The sequence below is a fragment of the Faecalicatena sp. Marseille-Q4148 genome, assembly GCA_018228665.1.
GTDB lineage: Bacteria > Bacillota > Clostridia > Lachnospirales > Lachnospiraceae > UBA9414.
This window is the reverse complement of the sequence record CP073692.1, coordinates 2232777-2250206: the sequence shown is the minus strand read 5'-3', so window position 1 is coordinate 2250206 and position 17430 is coordinate 2232777. Positions and strand designations below refer to the sequence as shown.

At 42.0% G+C, this 17430-nt stretch carries 15 protein-coding genes; 12 read left to right on the top strand and 3 right to left on the bottom strand.

The features are described 5' to 3' along the window. Positions 1–109 precede the first annotated feature (109 nt). The 5 genes from KFE17_10690 (at position 110) to KFE17_10670 (ending at position 4788) form a co-directional block, all read left to right on the top strand. On the top strand, positions 110–2005 hold the full coding sequence (locus KFE17_10690) for a PRD domain-containing protein (GenBank protein ID QUO31341.1): 1896 nt from the start codon (positions 110–112) through the stop codon (positions 2003–2005). A 123-nt stretch (positions 2006–2128) separates the two neighbouring features. Then, positions 2129–2461, top strand: a complete 333-nt coding sequence (locus KFE17_10685; protein ID QUO31340.1) for a PTS lactose/cellobiose transporter subunit IIA — start codon at positions 2129–2131, stop codon at positions 2459–2461. A gap of 16 nt (positions 2462–2477) precedes the next feature. Further along, positions 2478–2801, top strand: coding sequence for a PTS sugar transporter subunit IIB (locus KFE17_10680; protein QUO31339.1), 324 nt, complete (start codon positions 2478–2480; stop codon positions 2799–2801). 32 nt (positions 2802–2833) lie between these two features. Continuing rightward, positions 2834–4180: a PTS sugar transporter subunit IIC gene (locus tag KFE17_10675; GenBank protein QUO31338.1), complete on the top strand. Its 1347-nt coding sequence runs from the start codon at positions 2834–2836 to the stop codon at positions 4178–4180. Further along, positions 4174–4788 (top strand): hypothetical protein, encoded by a 615-nt coding sequence (locus KFE17_10670; GenBank protein QUO31337.1) that lies wholly within the window; start codon positions 4174–4176, stop codon positions 4786–4788. Before KFE17_10675 ends, KFE17_10670 begins: the two co-directional genes overlap by 7 nt. Positions 4789–4845: 57 nt before the next feature. On the opposite strand, the gene KFE17_10665 is transcribed toward KFE17_10670, so the two are convergent. Then, the gene (locus KFE17_10665) at positions 4846–5292 is read right to left on the bottom strand and encodes an Hsp20/alpha crystallin family protein (GenBank protein QUO33692.1); all 447 of its coding nucleotides are present in this window, start codon (positions 5290–5292) and stop codon (positions 4846–4848) included. A gap of 141 nt (positions 5293–5433) precedes the next feature. Next, positions 5434–6861 (bottom strand): MATE family efflux transporter, encoded by a 1428-nt coding sequence (locus KFE17_10660; GenBank protein ID QUO31336.1) that lies wholly within the window; start codon positions 6859–6861, stop codon positions 5434–5436. Positions 6862–7050: 189 nt separating this feature from the next. On the opposite strand from KFE17_10660, the gene KFE17_10655 reads away from it, so the two are divergent. Continuing rightward, positions 7051–7212 carry a rubredoxin gene (locus KFE17_10655; protein QUO31335.1) on the top strand — a complete coding sequence of 54 codons (162 nt, stop codon included), beginning with the start codon at positions 7051–7053 and terminating at the stop codon, positions 7210–7212. Positions 7213–7226: 14 nt separating this feature from the next. Here the strand turns inward: KFE17_10655 and KFE17_10650 are convergent, their stop codons facing one another. After that, positions 7227–9029 (bottom strand): DUF885 domain-containing protein, encoded by a 1803-nt coding sequence (locus tag KFE17_10650; GenBank protein ID QUO31334.1) that lies wholly within the window; start codon positions 9027–9029, stop codon positions 7227–7229. Between the two features lie 194 nt (positions 9030–9223). Between KFE17_10650 and KFE17_10645 the strand changes: the two genes are divergently transcribed. The 6 genes from KFE17_10645 (at position 9224) to fdhD (ending at position 17430) form a co-directional block, all read left to right on the top strand. Beyond that, a complete protein-coding gene (locus KFE17_10645; GenBank protein ID QUO31333.1) occupies positions 9224–9799 on the top strand; it encodes a molybdenum cofactor guanylyltransferase in 576 nt (191 codons plus the stop codon). A 62-nt stretch (positions 9800–9861) separates the two neighbouring features. Further along, positions 9862–11070 (top strand): molybdopterin molybdotransferase MoeA, encoded by a 1209-nt coding sequence (locus KFE17_10640; protein QUO31332.1) that lies wholly within the window; start codon positions 9862–9864, stop codon positions 11068–11070. Positions 11071–11143: 73 nt separating this feature from the next. Beyond that, entirely contained in the window at positions 11144–11947 is an 804-nt protein-coding gene (locus KFE17_10635; GenBank protein ID QUO31331.1) for a formate/nitrite transporter family protein, read from the top strand. A 66-nt stretch (positions 11948–12013) separates the two neighbouring features. Beyond that, positions 12014–13849, top strand: a complete 1836-nt coding sequence (locus KFE17_10630; protein ID QUO31330.1) for an FAD-dependent oxidoreductase — start codon at positions 12014–12016, stop codon at positions 13847–13849. Next, positions 13846–16557, top strand: coding sequence for a formate dehydrogenase subunit alpha (fdhF, locus tag KFE17_10625; protein QUO31329.1), 2712 nt, complete (start codon positions 13846–13848; stop codon positions 16555–16557). The genes KFE17_10630 and fdhF overlap by 4 nt, the downstream gene beginning before the upstream one ends. A 33-nt stretch (positions 16558–16590) precedes the next feature. After that, positions 16591–17430: a formate dehydrogenase accessory sulfurtransferase FdhD gene (gene fdhD, locus KFE17_10620; protein QUO31328.1), complete on the top strand. Its 840-nt coding sequence runs from the start codon at positions 16591–16593 to the stop codon at positions 17428–17430.

Here is a 17430-nt window from a genome sequence, read left to right as displayed (position 1 = left end):
AAAAATCGGTGGATTGTGTAGTAAAAAAGCCGATAGATTGACAGCGGAAGTGTCAGCCGATATGATATATATTAGGTAAGAACGACGAGAGAAAAACGGGAGGAACCCCATGCTGACAAAAAGACAACAAATGATTGTAACGCTTATGAATAAGCAGAGAGACTGGATTGTAGGAAAAGATCTTGCAAGACTTTTGAATGTCTCGGACCGCACGATTCGAAATGATATTGCATCAATTAATGAATTTTACAGGGAAACGGTAATTGAATCGAATCTTCGAAAAGGATATCGAATTCAGGAAAGCAAAGTGAAAGGAACGATTGAGGACAGAAAAGAAACACTTCCGGAAACAGGAGAGGAGCGCAGGAGGTATCTTCTCAAAATGTTGTTGGAAAGCAGTCAGGTAAATTTCTATGAATTGTCAGAACAGATGTGTATTTCAGAATTTTCTCTTGAAAATGATGTGAACAAAATCCGCAGATTGCTGGAAAATTATCCGGAGTTAAAGATTGTTCGCCAAAATAATATGCTGCAGCTTGTTGGGGAAGAACGAGAGAAAAGACATCTTTATGAAGAATTGATTTTGTTTCATATGAGCGGCAATTTGCTGAATTTGAATAAGATAGCAGAAAATTTTAAAAAGTTTGATCTCTTAAAAGTAAAGGAAGTTCTGAAAGAGATTTTGGAAGAGGCTCACTATGAAATCAGTGATAGAAGAATACCCTCTTTATTGATTCATATCGGAATCATTTTGGAAAGAAATTTTTCGTATCATTTTTTAGAGAAGGAAGGCAGAGAGGAAGAAGTGAAAAACCTTCCGGAATATGAAATTTCCAGAAGATTTTTTGATAAACTCAGCCGGAGATTGACTCTGAATATTGTGGAAACGGAAGTTTCGGATTTTGCAGTGTATTTGAAGCAGGGAAATAAGAAAAATTATTTTGAAAAAGAACAGATGGAAGAATTTGTTTCTGATTTGGTAGAACATATCATCATTGAAATTAAGGAACATTTTGACATTGATTTTAGTGAAGATAAAGAATTCAGGCTTGGATTGGAGCTGCATATGGTATCACTTTTGAAGAGGCATTATGAACATGTGAAGATTGATAATACATGTCTGGAAGAAGTGAAGAGAAAATACCCATTGATATTTGAGATGGGTGTGTGGGTATGCAAGATTATGGAAGATTATCTGCAGATCACTATCAGCGAAAATGAGATTTCTTTCATTGCGCTTCATATTGGCTCTGCATATGAACGGGCGAATTTAAGGAGAAAGTACAGAGGTATTCTGATCTGTCCTCATAATAGGACAGTAAAAGAGCTTTGTGTACAGAAGATTATGAATCGGTTTGATGACCGGATTGAAATAATCGACTGTATGAGCTATTTTGAAGAATCTGCCATACTTGAAAAAAGACCGGATTTTATTCTTGCGACACAGTCGGTAGTACATTCGCTCGATATTATAACAGCCGAAATATCTATGTTTTTTGACTATAAGGATGAAGCTGTTGTATTCCAGACTTTAAATCGGATGGATCAGATCCGATATAAAAATAATTTTCAGTTTTTTATTTTAAATCTTATCAGAAAGGATTTCTTTACCGTCGATATGACGGAAGAACAGCCGGAAGAAATTATATCTGTTATGTGTGACCGTCTGTATGCCCGCGGATATGTAAAAAAAGATTTTAAAGAGGGAGTTTTAAAAAGAGAAAGTCTTTCTCCGACTTCGTTTTTTCATGGATTCGCCATTCCGCATAATATGTCTCATAAGGCGACAATACATTCGGCAATCAGTACCGCAATTTTAAAGCGCCCTGTCAAATGGGGGAACTATGAAGTGAGGTTTGTCTTTTTGCTTGCAATCACAGAAGAAAATCGAAATTTCTTAAAGATCTTTTTTGACTGGCTTGACGATGTCGTTTCTGATTCTGAAAAATTTGCCAGACTTGTGGAGGTGCAGGATTATCAGAGTTTTGTAGATACATTATTGTAAATATATCCTTTTCCTAAATTGCAGCGTATTTCCTAATACTAGGAAGAAGAAGTGGAAGATAATAAATGAATATGAGTTATACTTTAAGAAAGAGTTAAAAAGCGGAAGAGAGGAGGATGGAAAATGGAAGGACTGGAACTTATTTGTTTTCAGATTATTTCTTTTGCAGGAGAGGCAAAAAGCGCGTATATGGGAGCAATCCATACAGCAAAGGCAGGGAACTATGAAGAAGCAGAGAAGATGATCAAAGAAGGAAGCAATGTATTTCTGCAGGCACATAAAGCACATGCAGATCTAATCCAGAAGGAAGCTGCCGGAGATATGACAGAGACACCGAATTTACTGCTGATTCATGCAGAAGACCAGTTAATGGCAGCAGAGACATGTAAGATTCTGGCAGTAGAATTGATTGATACTTATAAACGCATTTCCATTTTAGAAGCAAAAGAAGCGTAAAAGAGAGGAAAATGATATGAAGAAAGTATATTTATTTTGTAGTGCAGGAATGTCAACAAGTATGTTAGCTGCTAAGATGCAGGAAGTTGCTGATTCACATGAATTGGATATGGAAGTTGCAGCATTTCCACATGAGCAGCTCGGAGAGATTATTGCATCAAAACATCCGGATTGCATTTTACTTGGACCGCAGGTGAAATATCTGTATGACCAGACAGTAAAAGAATATGAAAAGACAGGAATTCCGATTGCTGTAATTGATTCCGGAGATTACGGAATGATGAATGGTGAGAAGGTTCTGAAATCTGCAATTAAAATGATGCGGGCGGCAGGAAAGTAAGAGAGTAAACGAGAGGAAAAGGATATATACTTATGAAGAAATTCACGGAATTTTTGGAGAAATATTTATCTCCGCTGGGGGCGAAACTGGGGAATCAGAGACATCTGCAGGCGTTATCTAACGGTATGATGATGACATTACCGCTGCTTGTTATCGGTTCTATTTTTATGATTTTAAATAACCCGCCGATCAATCTGGAAACAGTGGATATGAACACGACAAATATGTTTATCCGCTTTTTGATCAATTGGAAAGAATGGGCAGTTGAAAACAGCGAATGGATTTTGGCACCATATAATATGACGTTTGGAATGTTGGGCTTAATGACTGCATTTTCTGTTGCATATTGTCTGGCAAAGAGCTATAAAATGAACGCAGCAGTAAATGGTATTATGTCAATGTCAGTATTCTTACTTGTGTGTTCAAAAGTTGTTCAGGTTCCGGTTGGAGACGATGCAACTATTTCAGCAATCACATCACAGTATCTGACAAGCGATGGATTATTTATTGCTTTAATCCTGAGTTTTGTATGTGTAGAAATTAACCGTATGGTAGATAAGCTTGGAATTAAAGTGAAGTTCCCGTCATCTGTGCCAAGTATGGTCGGAACATTTGTAAACTCATTACTTCCGCTTTTAGTAAATATTATTATTGTATATGGTGTAAACCTCATATTAATTGCTGTTATTGGAAAATCTATTCCGGAAGCAATTATGGGACTGCTGACACCGGCAATTGATGTAGGAAATAACATCTGGGTATACGCCGGAATTATTATGTTCTCAAATATTTTGTGGTTTTTCGGAATCAATGGAACATCAGTTGTATTCTCAATTGTATTCATGATCGGTATTGCCGGAACAGGTGCAAATGCTGCGCTTGTAGCAGACGGACTGGCACCGACAAACCCAATGAACCTTCAGTTATTCCGCTATGCAATGCTCGGAGGTGCAGGAGGAACTCTTGGATTGATCATACTGATGTGGAAATCCAAATCTGCGAAGTTAAAATCACTTGCAAGAATTTCTATCGTGCCGGGAATTTGTTCTATTAATGAGCCGATCACTTTTGGTGTGCCGATGACATATAATCCGGTTCTTGCAATTCCATATATCCTGACACCATCTATCTGTGTTGTATTGGGATATTATGCACAGGTACTTGGATTTATTACACCGGGATATATTGCAGATCCATCCTTTATTCCGTTCTTTATTCAGGGATGGATGTCAGGAATGGATTTCAGAAATGTTATCTTTATGTTCTTATGTATCGCATTAAGTGTACTGTTCTATTACCCATTCTTTAAGGTATATGAGAAACAGGCAATTGAAAAAGAATTAAAAGAAGCTGAAGAGGAGGAAGATTTCGAATGGTAAAAAAGACAATGTATGATCCATGGCAGTCAATCACAACACGCAATGGCTATTACTGCGATGAAGTAATTTCAGCGCTGCAGAAAAGCATCAGACGGGCAAATGAAGAAGATGCCTGCAAATTTGCGTACGAATTATATATTTCATCTCCGGAGTTGGAAGAAAAGATGTGGAGACGTCTTCTGACAATTTCTGTAGAAGATATTGGAATGGGAAATCCGATGGCAGCAGTTGTAGTAAACAGCTTGTTCCAGATGAGAAAAGAATTTGATTATGCTGACGGAGACCGCCCGATTTATTTCATCCACGCGATTCGCTATCTTGTTCAGTCACAGAAAGACAGATCCAGCGATCTGTTAAAGAACATTTGTATGAAAGGATTTGCAATGGGAGAACTTCCGGAAATCCCGGATGTAGCACTGGACAAACATACACGCCGCGGACAGGAAATGGGAAGAGATTCCTTCCACTTCCTCCACGAGGCAAGTAAAGTATTCCCGCAGGCAGAAATCGATAACGATTATAAAGAGCGGTATGAAGAAATGCTGAAACGTTATGATCCGGAAAATGTGTCACCGACAACATTTAAGTTCAACGGCTGGCAGTTCTAAACAAACAGGCGCCAATCCCGTATGGGATCGGCGCCTGTTTTCATACATTCATTGAGTTTATCCTTCAATGGCAATTTGTTTGTGCTCTTCAACTACTTTTTTATTTTTTTTCGGAACGGACAGCTTCAAAATACCATTCTCATATCTGGCTTTAATCTCTTCCTGACCAATGCCTTCACCGACATAAAAGCTTCTGCTCATAGCACCGGCATAGCGTTCCTGACGGATATAGTTGCCTTTCTTATCCTGCTCGTCTTTATTCAGTCCCTTCGAAGCAGAGACAGTTAAATAACCGTTATCAAGCTTGGCAGATATCTCATCCTTCTTAAATCCCGGAAGATCGATATCAAGTTCATAGGAATCTTCTGTCTCGCGGACATCTGTTTTCATCATGTTTTTTGCATGTTTGCCATAGAGAGGATCTTTCTTATCCCAGAAGTTATCAAATGGGAAATCCATCCAGTCATCAAATAAGTTTTCTCCAAAAATACTAGGCATCATCATCATAAGTCATATCTCCTTCCTTTGTTATAGTTGTAATATAACACATATTATTAGCAAAGTAAAGAGGTGAGTGCTAATTTTCTGTGAAAAAACTGTGAACATAGGGATTTATTATGAAAAACAGCATGCTTATATACATTATTAAGTGGAAATACTGTCTGTATCGCAGCCAAAGTGTTTCTGTTTTTTTCTCCAATATATGATGAACAGAACAGCAGTAATTCCCCAGGAAACAGGATAGCTGAGCGTGATTGTCTCAATTGTTGGAGAGAGCGGTACAAGTATAAATACCCAGAGTGAACGGAAAATACATACACCACAGCAAGTCATAATAGCCGGAATGATAACGTCACCGATACCACGAAGTGCGCCGGAATAAATTTCAATAAATACAAATAATGCGTATGCCGGAGCCATATAGGTTAAAATACGGATACCGATCTGGATGACAGCCGGATCACTTGTAAACAGATGGAAGAGGTATTTGCCGGCTGTGAGGAAAAAGACGCTCATGATAACTGCGGCAGCCAGTGTAATTTTGATACAGATGGAAACGCTCTTTTTGACGCGTGTATATTTGCCGGCGCCATAATTCTGACCAACAAAAGTAGTTGCGGCGATACCGAATGCAGAAATGACCATCCAGTAGAAAGCATCCATTTTACCAAATGCAGTCCAGGCTGCAACGGTATCGGTACCGAGTGCATTTAACGCAGTCTGGATAATAATATTTGAGACACTGTACATAACGGACTGCAGTCCGGCAGGAATACCGATATGTAAAATGTTTTCCAGTGATTGTTTATAAAATGTAATACGCCGGAGATGAAGCCGGTAAATGTCTGTTGTCCGCATTAGAGCCAATATTATGAGGATTGCACTGACAGCCTGTGAAAGTACCGTGGCGATAGCCGCTCCTGCAATTCCCATATGAAATACGAGGACAAACAGAAGATCAAGACCGATATTTAAAAAGCAGCAGACAATCAGATAGTAAAGCGGTCGCCTGGAATCTCCGACAGAGCGAAGGATGCTGGAACCGATATTGTAGATAAATACAAAAAGAATTCCGAGAAAGAAGATACGCAAATAAGTAACGGAATCCTGCATCATATCTTTTGGCGTATTCATCCAGCGCAGAAATACCGGAGCAGCGGCATATCCGATAACGGTAATGACAATGCTGCCGAAAATGCAAAATGCCATTGCGGTATGGAGTGCATGGGAAAGGGGTTCTTCCTTTCGTGCACCGTAGTGTTGGGCAATGATGACAGTTGCTCCCGAAGAGACTCCAACGAAAAATCCGATGATCAGGTTACTGATCTGGTTTGCGGAGCCGCCGACTGCGGCCAGAGCTTCTTTGCCGACAAAGCGTCCTACAATGATAGCATCTGCGGTATTGTAGAGCTGTTGAAAAAAGGTTCCCAACATGATCGGGAAGAAAAAAATGAGAAGCTGTTTCCAGATGACTCCTTCTGTAATTGCATTTGCAGGAGCTGATGTCGTTTGTTTTTGTTCTTCCATAAAAAACCTCCTGAGAATCTGAATAACGGTTATCGTTGTCTGCATTTTGAAAATTTTAAAAGAGATGTGCTGAGAAATTTCTTTAAGAAATTTGCAAAAACTTTAGAAAATTTTTAGTAGCAATTTTCAGGACATTAGTATATAATGAAAGCGTCTTGAGATACTGCTAGTTGTGCAGACATATAGCAGATATATCATAGCATAATTTGTATAAGGAAGGAATAGGTGACAACTATGAAAAAATATGTTTGTGAACCATGTGGATATGTATATGATCCGGAAATCGGCGATCCGGACGGCGGAATCGCTCCGGGAACAGCTTTTGAGGATATTCCGGAAGATTGGGTTTGCCCGATCTGTGGAATGGGAAAAGAAGTATTCGTTGTAGAAGAATAAGTATAACGGAAGAATCATAATGCAATAATCATAATGCAATAATAAAAAACAGCTCGGGCGGTGAGTCCGAGCTGTTTTTTTAATACGTCAAATGGTGCAGGACCGGTTTCCAGAATGGTTTTATGAAAATCTTTCTGGGAGAAGTTTTCCCCGTCTTTCTGGATACAGTCACGTTTGAGTTCAAGAAATTCGAGATAACCGATATAGTACCGCAAATAATTTCCTGGATCAGAAAGAATCAGTTCGTAAATATCCTGCACAACATTGTCATTGGAAATCCCGTAGTTTCGGAAGAAGTTACAGGCATCTTTCAGTGTCCAGCCGTCATAGTGGATACCCATATCTGCAAGGGCGTAAAGCCCGAGGACAGCGGATTTATTTTTTTGCAGCAGCGAAGCCTGTGTTTTGGAGATGGGAGCCATATAGAAGGACATCATTTCTGTGTACGTTGCCCATCCTTCGGTGTAGCCGCCGAAATTGATGATACTGCGCACCGGATCAGGATTGGATGCAGCAAAATACGTTGTCTGATACAAATGTCCCGGGTATCCTTCATGGGCGAGCGTCGTATATAGTTCCATTCCCTGCATTGTCTGTTTGCGGTTGATATAAATGACATTGTCATCGCTGTTGTCAATGGCCGGAATCAGATAAAAGGCAGGGCTTAAGTAGGATTCAAGAGATTCCGGAACATATTTGATCGTATGATGTACATCCGGACCTTCCGGGAAAGCGGTATTACATTGTGTCTGCAGATCATTCATAATGGCAGCGGGATCGGAAAGGGCTTCTTCAATCGCGGCGGAAGTGATATCAGAGGATGCTGCTGTTGTACTTTCTTTTGAAAATGATTCCGCAGTTTTCTGAAGATCGGAAATGTCCTGTGTAATCTGCTTTTTTGTAAGTGTCTGGAGTTCTTTAATGGATCTGGAGGAACCGGTGTTGTGGGCAACAAGCGCTTCATAGTAAGCTTTCCCTTCCGGGAAAAAGCAAAGACCTTTGTTATTTATTCCGGTTTCTTTTAACGCAGAGATGGCATCTGCAAAATTTTGAAATGCCGGAAGAACGTAAGTATCTACCTGGAGTTTATTTTTACTAAGATAGCTTTCTTTCTCCGCATTAGAAACGTCGGGCAGATGACTCAGCCGTTCCTGAAAGGTTGTATAGAGATAATTTTCGTCGCCCATCTCCAGAAAGGAGCGGCACTGGGCAATCACATCTTCTGCAACGGCATGAGACATGAAAAGTCCTGCATCGGATTTGGCCTTCTCGAATTCAGAGAGCGACTGCAAATATTCCGGCGTTTTAGAGAGAAGTTCCAGATAGATCTCCACATCTTTTGTATTACTAAATTGATATTCACAGAGAAGAACAGGAAGCTGTGCCTGAATCCCGGTAGTCGGGTTGACCGGTTCCTGGTAAAGGAGATATGGTGCGAGGGCATTATTGGTCTGAAAGTATTTTTGGAGAATATCATAAGTCAGCTGATTTTCTTTATCTAGCGCAGTGGGATGAAACTGTTCCAATGCGTGCAGAAGATTCTCAGAAGCGGCCATTGCCCCGGCGGTATTGGAAGAAAAGGAACCGTATGTAACAGGAGGATTTTTAATGCCGTAAATCTGAGGCTGCTGCAGTGTATAGTGAAGCGTAAGGGTATCTGATGAGACTTCCTGACAGAACAGCGTGTGTGTGAATTTGCGAAAGGCAGAATTTTCATCCTGAACGGTGGAAGTATTTTGACATCCGGCGGCAAAAAAGGATAAAAATGAGCAGAGAAGGAAGAGAGCAGCTCGTTTATACGAGAGAATTTTGTGCATAAGAACTCCAAGTGATTTTTTGTACAGTATATATAGAAAATGACAAAAATATGACAATATCTATTGGGGAAATTGACTAAAAAATAACGTACTAACAAAATGCGGCATTTTGCTTGCAATAAAGTTTTTATGTGATATAATCACAAATACATATGCGTGTACAGGAATAAATACAATCCATCAGGAGGGGTGTAATGAAGACAGGATATTTAATTCTCGCAGGTGGTAAGAGCAGTCGGATGGGCAGACAGAAATCCTCCCTGAAAATAAATGGAATGACATTTTTGGAGCATCTTGCAGAGGAGCTTAGCGGATACGGAGAAGTGCTTGTCTCTGTGGATCGATTCGACAGACATAAAGAGATTTTAATTCCGATGATTGAAGATCTGTATCCGGATCATGGTCCTATGGGAGGCATTTACAGTGCATTTGCAGCAGGGAATTTTGACCGGCTTTTGACGGTTCCATGTGATGTTCCGCTTTTTTCCGGAGAGCTGGCGGAAAAACTGTGCGAATTGTCCGATGAAGATGTGGATGCTGTTATTATACGGACGAAGGACGGACGCATTCATCCTCTTTGCGGGATGTATCAGAGCAGCTGTCTGCCGGTGTTTCGGGAATGTCTGGAGAAGAGAGAACTGCGGATGATGCAGGCGCTTGAGAAGCTGAATGTGATTTTTGCAGAAGCAGGCGAGGACTCGTGGCAGCTTCAGAACATTAATACACCGGAAGAATATAGGCTCCTTGTGGAAACGTATTCGAATACATAGAAATCTGAGTAGTAAATACCAGAGTATACAGACATCAATGAGAAAAGGCAGAGGAATGAGAGATGAAGATTGAGACAATTACAGAGGCTGCAGATTTACTTTGCAGTATGACAGAAGCTGTTTCTTCAGAAATGTGTGAGCTTTCGGAGGCTTACGGAAGGATACTTGCAGAAGATGTGGATGCTGTTTTGGCTGTACCGTATTTTCGAAGAAGTGCGTATGACGGATATGCGCTTCGTTCGGAAGATACGATAGGAGCATCAGAAGATGCACCGGTTGTTCTAAAAGTAACGGAAGCGCTTGCGGCAGGAGATATTCCACAGTATGAGATCGGGAGAGGACATGCGGCCCGCATTATGACAGGAGCGGCAGTGCCGGAGGGAGCAGACGCTGTTGTTATGCATGAACGTACAATATTTACAGAGGAAGAAGTGAGATTGACTGCTCCGGTAAAGCCTGGGAATATTGTGCAGATCGGAGAAGACGTGCATAGTGGCGTACGGCTTTTGAATCGGGGAAAATGTCTGGGATCATCGGACATTGCACTGTTGGCAGGCCAGGGAATCTGCAAAGTGAAAGTTTATCGGAAGCCGGTGGCAGCCATTGTGAGTACCGGAAGCGAACTTTTAAGTCCGCAGCAGTCACCGGAATATGGAAAGATTTATGATACAAATCCGTATCTGCTTGGAGGATATTTGAGAAAGTATGGAGTTATGCCGGTTCATTCCGGTATTGTTTCAGACGATCCAAAGAAGCTCAGCGAAGTGATTGAGAAAGCACTTTTACATAGTGACATAGTTATTACAACAGGAGGAGTATCTGCCGGGGATTATGACTATCTGCCGGAGGTGATCGAGAACATTGGCGGCGAGCTGCTGTTTCACAGAATCCGGCTGAAACCGGGAGGAGCGATGCTGGCAGCCAGAAAAGACGGAAAGCTGCTTCTCAGCCTGTCAGGGAATCCGGGAGCAGCGGCCACCGGCCTTCTATGTGTAGGACTTCCGTGTATAAAGAAATTATGCGGACGATCAAAGACTGATTTCCGAAGAGCAAAGGCGCGGCTCACAGAAACATTTGGGAAATCTTGTCCGGTTATGAGAGTGCTGAAAGGCAAATCATCCTATCAGGATGGAATGCTGTATTTTACTCCGCTTGAGAATCAGCGAAATGGTTCTGTTTCATCGATGGATGACTGCGATCTTCTGGCAATGGTGCCGGAGGGAGCAGGGCCGTTGGAGAAGGGAACAATGTTAGAAGTCTGTTTCATTTAAACATACAGCGGCGGCGAAAGCAAAGACAGCTGCTGGATATAGAGGAAATAGATGAAAGGAAGGAGAGGGTATTATGAATACACCAAAAGAAATCGCGAATAATTATATCGCAATAGGGAAAGGAAAAGTAAATATGCCGGTTGCCAGGATGTTTGTGCTTGGTATTCTTGCCGGAATGTTTATTGCAGTGGGAGGAATTGCCTCTGCAACTGCGGGAGCGGCTCTTCCGGGGGCAGCAGGAAAGATCATCGGAGCATGTCTTTTCCCGGGAGGTCTGACAATGGTATTGCTTGCAGGAAGTGAGCTCTTTACAGGGAATTGTCTTCTTGTAATTCCGCTATTGAAAAAAGAAATCACAATTGCAGGAATGTTAAAGAACTGGATTGTCGTATATCTTGGAAATTTTGCAGGAAGTATGCTGATTGCGGCGATATGTGTATTTGGTCATCAGACAGATACTTTTAATGTAGGTTCTGCCCTGATCAGTACAGCTGTGGCAAAGACATCCATTTCGTTCGGCGATGCGGTACTCAAAGGAATTGCATGTAATTTCCTTGTATGTATTGCAGTGTGGATCTCATTTGCGGCAAAACAGGTTTCTTCTAAGATTATCGGATTGTTTTTCCCGATTGCAATGTTTGTATTATGTGGATTTGAACATAGTGTTGCAAACATGTTCTATATTTCAGCAGGGCTTTTTGCAAAGGGAAATGAAAACTATATGCTCATGGCAGAAGCCGCACAGGTTGATGTATCCGGTCTGACATGGGGGTCAATGTTTACAGCCAATCTTTTACCGGTAACAATCGGAAATATTATCGGTGGAGCGATACTCGTAGGCGTGGCATATTGGTTTGTATATTTAAAAGATGATTAATGAAAAGGATCATAAATCAGTAACTAAAAATAATATTCTATCAAAGAATAAGAGAGAAGGGAATTTATGGGCAAATTATATCTTTCTGATCCGTCAGGTTATGACGCAAAAATGAATGAAATTGCACGGCATTTTTCTCATAAGGTTGAGGTATATCCTCCGGGAAGCTGTCCGATCACACTGCAGATTTCTATGCTGCGGACAGCTGCAAATGAGACTTGCGGAAAATGTGTACCGTGCAGGGATGGGCTCCCTCTTGTAGCACGTCTGATGCAGAAAGTATTGGATGGATGCGCTACAGAAAAGACGTTGGCAAATATTAAAATGATGGCGACAATGATCCGGGATTCAGCAGACTGTGCCATTGGTTGGAATGCTGCTGATGAAGTATTAAAAGGGCTTGAACTTTTTGCAGATGAGTACAAGAGCCATATCGAGAATCAGAGATGTCTTGATTGTGTTGGACAGAAAATTCCATGTGTGTCACTTTGTCCGGCACACGTAGATATTCCGGGTTACATAGCACTTGTAGGTAATGAAGATTATGCAGGAGCAATTAACCTGATCCGCCGGGACAATCCATTCCCAACGGCATGTGCAATGGTATGTGAGCATCCGTGTGAAGAGCGCTGCAGACGTAAGATGCTGGAATCTCCGATCAATATCCGTGCATTGAAAAAATATGCTGTTGATATGATGCCGGCAGATACAGTGAAGACACCGGCTCCGAATCCGTCAACAGGAAAGTCAATTGGTATTATCGGGGGAGGTCCAAGCGGATTAACAGCAGCCTATTTTCTGGCATTAATGGGACATAAGGCTGTTGTGTATGAGTCACATGATAAGCTTGGCGGAATGCTCCGCTATGGAATCCCGAATTACCGTTTCCCGAAAGACCGTCTTGATGAAGACATTCGTGCTATCCTTGGCGCAGGAGATATTGAAGTAGTATACAATACAACTGTCGGCAAAGATATTTCTATCGAAGAAGTACAGAAGAAGCATGATGCAATGTATGTTGCGATCGGTGCGCAGACCGGAAAGACACTGAATATTCCGGGAGCAGATGCGAAAAATGTTGTGTCTGCGGTAGAAATTCTCGATGAGATCGGCAATGGACATCTTCCGGATTACACTGGAAAGAAAGTTCTCGTCATCGGTGGAGGTAATGTTGCTATGGACTGTGCGAGAAGTGCAGTCAGATGTAATGCAGAAGAAGTTTCGATTGTATACAGAAGACGTCAGAAAGATATGACAGCTTTGGAATCAGAAGTAGAATCAGCTGTTATGGAAGGAATTGCTCTTGTAACATTGCAGTCACCGGTAGAGATTAAGAAAGATGCAGATGGAAATTGTGTATCACTTGTTACACAGCCTCAGATGATCAGTGCATATAGAGGAGATCGTCCGGCTCCGAAAGATGCAGATAAACCGCAGCAGGAATTCCCGGCAGATGTGATTATGATTGCAGTAGGACAGGATATTGTGTCTGCACCGTTTGAAGAATTCGGTATGCCGGCTAAGAGAAATGTATTTCAGGCAGGACTTGATACAGAAGTAAAAGAACTTCCGGGAGTATTTACAGGAGGAGACTGTGCAACAGGTCCGTCTACGGTTATCCGTGCAATCGCAGCAGGAAAAGTTGCAGCGCATAATATTGATGAATATCTTGGCTATCATCATACTTTACTGTGTGAAGCAGTTGTTCCGGAACCGAAGGAAAATATGAGGACATTTATGGGACGTACTGAGATTGGCGAGCGTCCGGCATTTATCCGAAAGAAAGACTTTGAGCATGTGGAAGAACTTCTGACACATGAAGAGGCAATGCAGGAGGCAAGCCGCTGTCTCAGATGTGACCATTATGGATGCGGAGCAATGGAAGGGGGCAGAGATTTATGATTAATGTAACGATAAACGGCATGGAGATTCAGGCAAAAGAAGGCCAGACAATCCTGAAGGCAGCCAGAGAAAATGGAATTCATATTCCGACACTCTGCTTTCTGGAAGGGATTAATGAGATTGGATCCTGCCGAATCTGTGTAGTAGAGATAGAAGGTCGTGCAGGTCTGGCAACAGCCTGTAATACAGTAGTCAGAGAGGGAATGAAGATTCAGACAGACAGTGAAGCAGTTATTGAAGCGCGCAAGAATACACTTCACCTTCTTATGGCAGAACATAAGACAAATTGTTTCAAATGTATCAAAAATGGTGCGTGCGAGCTTCAGGCTCTGGCGAGAGAGTACGGAATTGATGTTCCGAACTTTAAAGCATCCCACGGAGATGTGCAGCATGAACCGTGTGCAGAGAACCCGTTTCTTTCTTATGATCCGGGACTTTGTATCCAGTGTCAGCGCTGTATCAGCACTTGTGCAAAAGCAACCGGAAGACATGCGCTTTCACTTGAAAAAAATGGAGCCAGAGTATATGTAAAAGCTCCGTTTGGCGAAGGCTGGAAGGAATCGCTTTGCGAATCTTGCGGTAACTGTGCACAGGCATGTCCGACAGGTGCGCTTGTTATTAAGAGAAGAAAAGACTACCGCGACTGGGAAGTGAAGAAAGTCCGTACAACTTGCCCACATTGTGCAACCGGATGTCAGATGGATCTGATTGTTAAGAATGGCAAGATTGTTGATGTTCAGGGGGCAGATGGACCGTCCAATCACGGATTGCTCTGTGTGAAAGGAAGAAGCGGATCATTTGACTTTGTTGACTGTGAAGACAGAATCCGTTATCCATTAATTAAGAATAAAGAGACAGGCGAGTTTGAGAGAGCAACTTGGGATGAGGCACTTGATCTTGTTGCATCTAAATTTACTGAAATTAAAAAACAATACGGAGGTGAGGCACTGGCCGGATTTGCATGCTCACGTTCTACAAATGAAGATATTTATATGCTTCAGAAGATGGTAAGAACAGCATTTGAGAGCAACAATACCGATAACTGTGCCCGCGTTTGACATGCTCCGACTGTTGCCGGTTTGGCAACCACATTAGGCTCCGGAGCCATGACAAACACTATTTATGATATTACTCATGAATCGGATGCGATTATGCTTGTCGGATCTAATCCGGAACATGCGCATCCGGTACTTGGAATGCAGGTGCGCCAGGCAGTACAGCGCGGCGCGAAGCTGATCGTTGTAGATCCGCGTGATATTGATCTTTGTAAAGACGCAGATATTCATCTGAAATTAAAACCAGGTACAAATGTTGCATTTGCAAATGGTATGATGCACATTTTTATTGAAGAGGATCTTGTAGATCACAAATTCATTGAAGAGCGCACAGAGAATTTCGAAGCAATGAAAGAATTAGTGAAGGATTATACACCTGAAAAGGTAGCAGAAATCTGTGGAATCGATGCCGATGCACTTCGCGAAGCAGCGCGCATTTACGCTACTGCAAATCGCGCGCCGATCATGTACTGTCTTGGTGTAACAGAACATCATACAGGTACAGAAGGCGTTATGTCATTATCAAATATGGCTATGATGGTCGGTAAGATTGGAAAACCTGGATGCGGTGTAAATCCAATTCGAGGACAGAATAACGTGCAGGGAGCATGTGATATGGGAGCATCTCCGAATCAGTTCTCCGGATATCAGAATATTGATAAGCCTGGTGTTCTTGAGAAATTTGAAGAGGCATGGGGAACGAAGCTGAATCCGAATATCGGAACAAAAGCAACAGACTGTTTCCCGAAAATGCTGACAGGAGAAGTGAAAGGTTTGTTTATCTTTGGAGAAGATCCGGTCCGTACAGATCCAAATACGCACCATGTGATCAAAGCGCTGAGTTCGCTGGATTTCTTTGTTGTAGATGAATTATTTATGACTGAGACTGCAAAACTTGCAGATGTAATTCTTCCTGGACGTTCCTATGCTGAGAAAGAAGGAACATTTACGAATACAGAGCGCCGTGTACAGCGCGTCAGAAAAGCTGTTGAGATTGCCGGTGATACAAAACCGGATACATGGATCTTTACAGAAATTATGAGACGAATGGGGTATCCACAGCCACATCTGACACCGGCAGAGATTATGGATGAGATTTCTTCTGTGACACCGTCATTTGGCGGAATCAGTCATGCAAGACTGGACAGCGAAGAAGTAGCAGGACAGGGATTACAGTGGCCATGTCCATCGAAAGAACATCCTGGAACACCGATCATGCATGTCGGTAAGTTTGCGCGGGGACTTGGCTATTTCCGTCCGGCAGCATATACGCCTTCCATGGAACTTCCGGATGAAGAATATCCTCTGGTTATGATGACAGGACGTATCTTATATCATTATAATGCATGTGCAATGACGGATAAGACAGCAGGAATCAATGAAATTGCAGGTGAATCATTTATCGAGATTAATACAGAGGATGCTGAAAAACTTGGTATTGAGAATGGGGAAATGGTTCAGATTTCTTCTCGCCGCGGAACAATTCAGGCGAAAGCAGATGTATCAGATAAGACGAATCCGGGTGAATGCTGGATGCCGTTCCATTATATTGAGGGCGGTGCAAACTGGCTGACAAGTGATGCGCTTGATTCTATTTCAAGTACGCCGGAATATAAAGTTTGTACAGTAAAAGTGGAGAAGATTACAGAATAAACAGTAGATTTTTGCAAATAGCAGAGATTTCGTATGAAAAAATGCAGACGCGGCCGCGGTGGCTGTGTCTGCATTTTGGTGATGAAGAGAGAATATGGGATGGAGAAAAATTTAAAAAGGGAAAAAGAACATACAACAGAATATGTGCTGCAAAAGGCAGTATGCTTCCGGGCAGGAGAATTTTCTAAGGAAGAAAAATACATTGTTCCGGAAGAAAAATATGATCTATATCTGAATGGAGAAATGATACATACATTTTTCTGCTCACCATGGTATCTGGAAGATCTTGCGTATGGATTTTTGTATTTAGAAGGTTATATTCTGAAATCAGAACAAATAAAGGAAATCTGTGTTAAGCAGCAGGAACACAGAATCGAAGTTGTAGCAGATAAAGAGTGTGATATGCGCAGGCAGGATGCGAAAGAAACGGGGAAAAAAGCGGAAGAAAAGAAGATTTCTTCGAAAGAGATCATGTCGCTTGCAGCTGCGCTTGATGAGCGTTCACATCGGTTTCGTCTTACCGGCGGAGTCCACAGCGCGGCACTTGCGAAAGATGGGGAAATCCTTTTGATGCGTGAGGATGTCGGCCGTCACAATGCGGTGGAGAAGCTGCTTGGTGCATGTGTCAGGGAACAGATTGACACAGCAGATAAGACGATTGTTTTTAGTGGGCGTGTGGCAGCAGAGATCCTTGAAAAAGCAGCAGCCATTGGCGCACCAACACTGATTGCCGTGTCGGCTCCGACGAGCAGAGCTGTTGAGCTGGCAGAAGAGAAAGGAATCCTTCTTGTTGGATTTGCGAGAGGGGAATCGTTTAATGTATATACGTTTCCGGAGAGGCTTGCAGAAGTTATTCCTGTCTTTCGGAGTTAA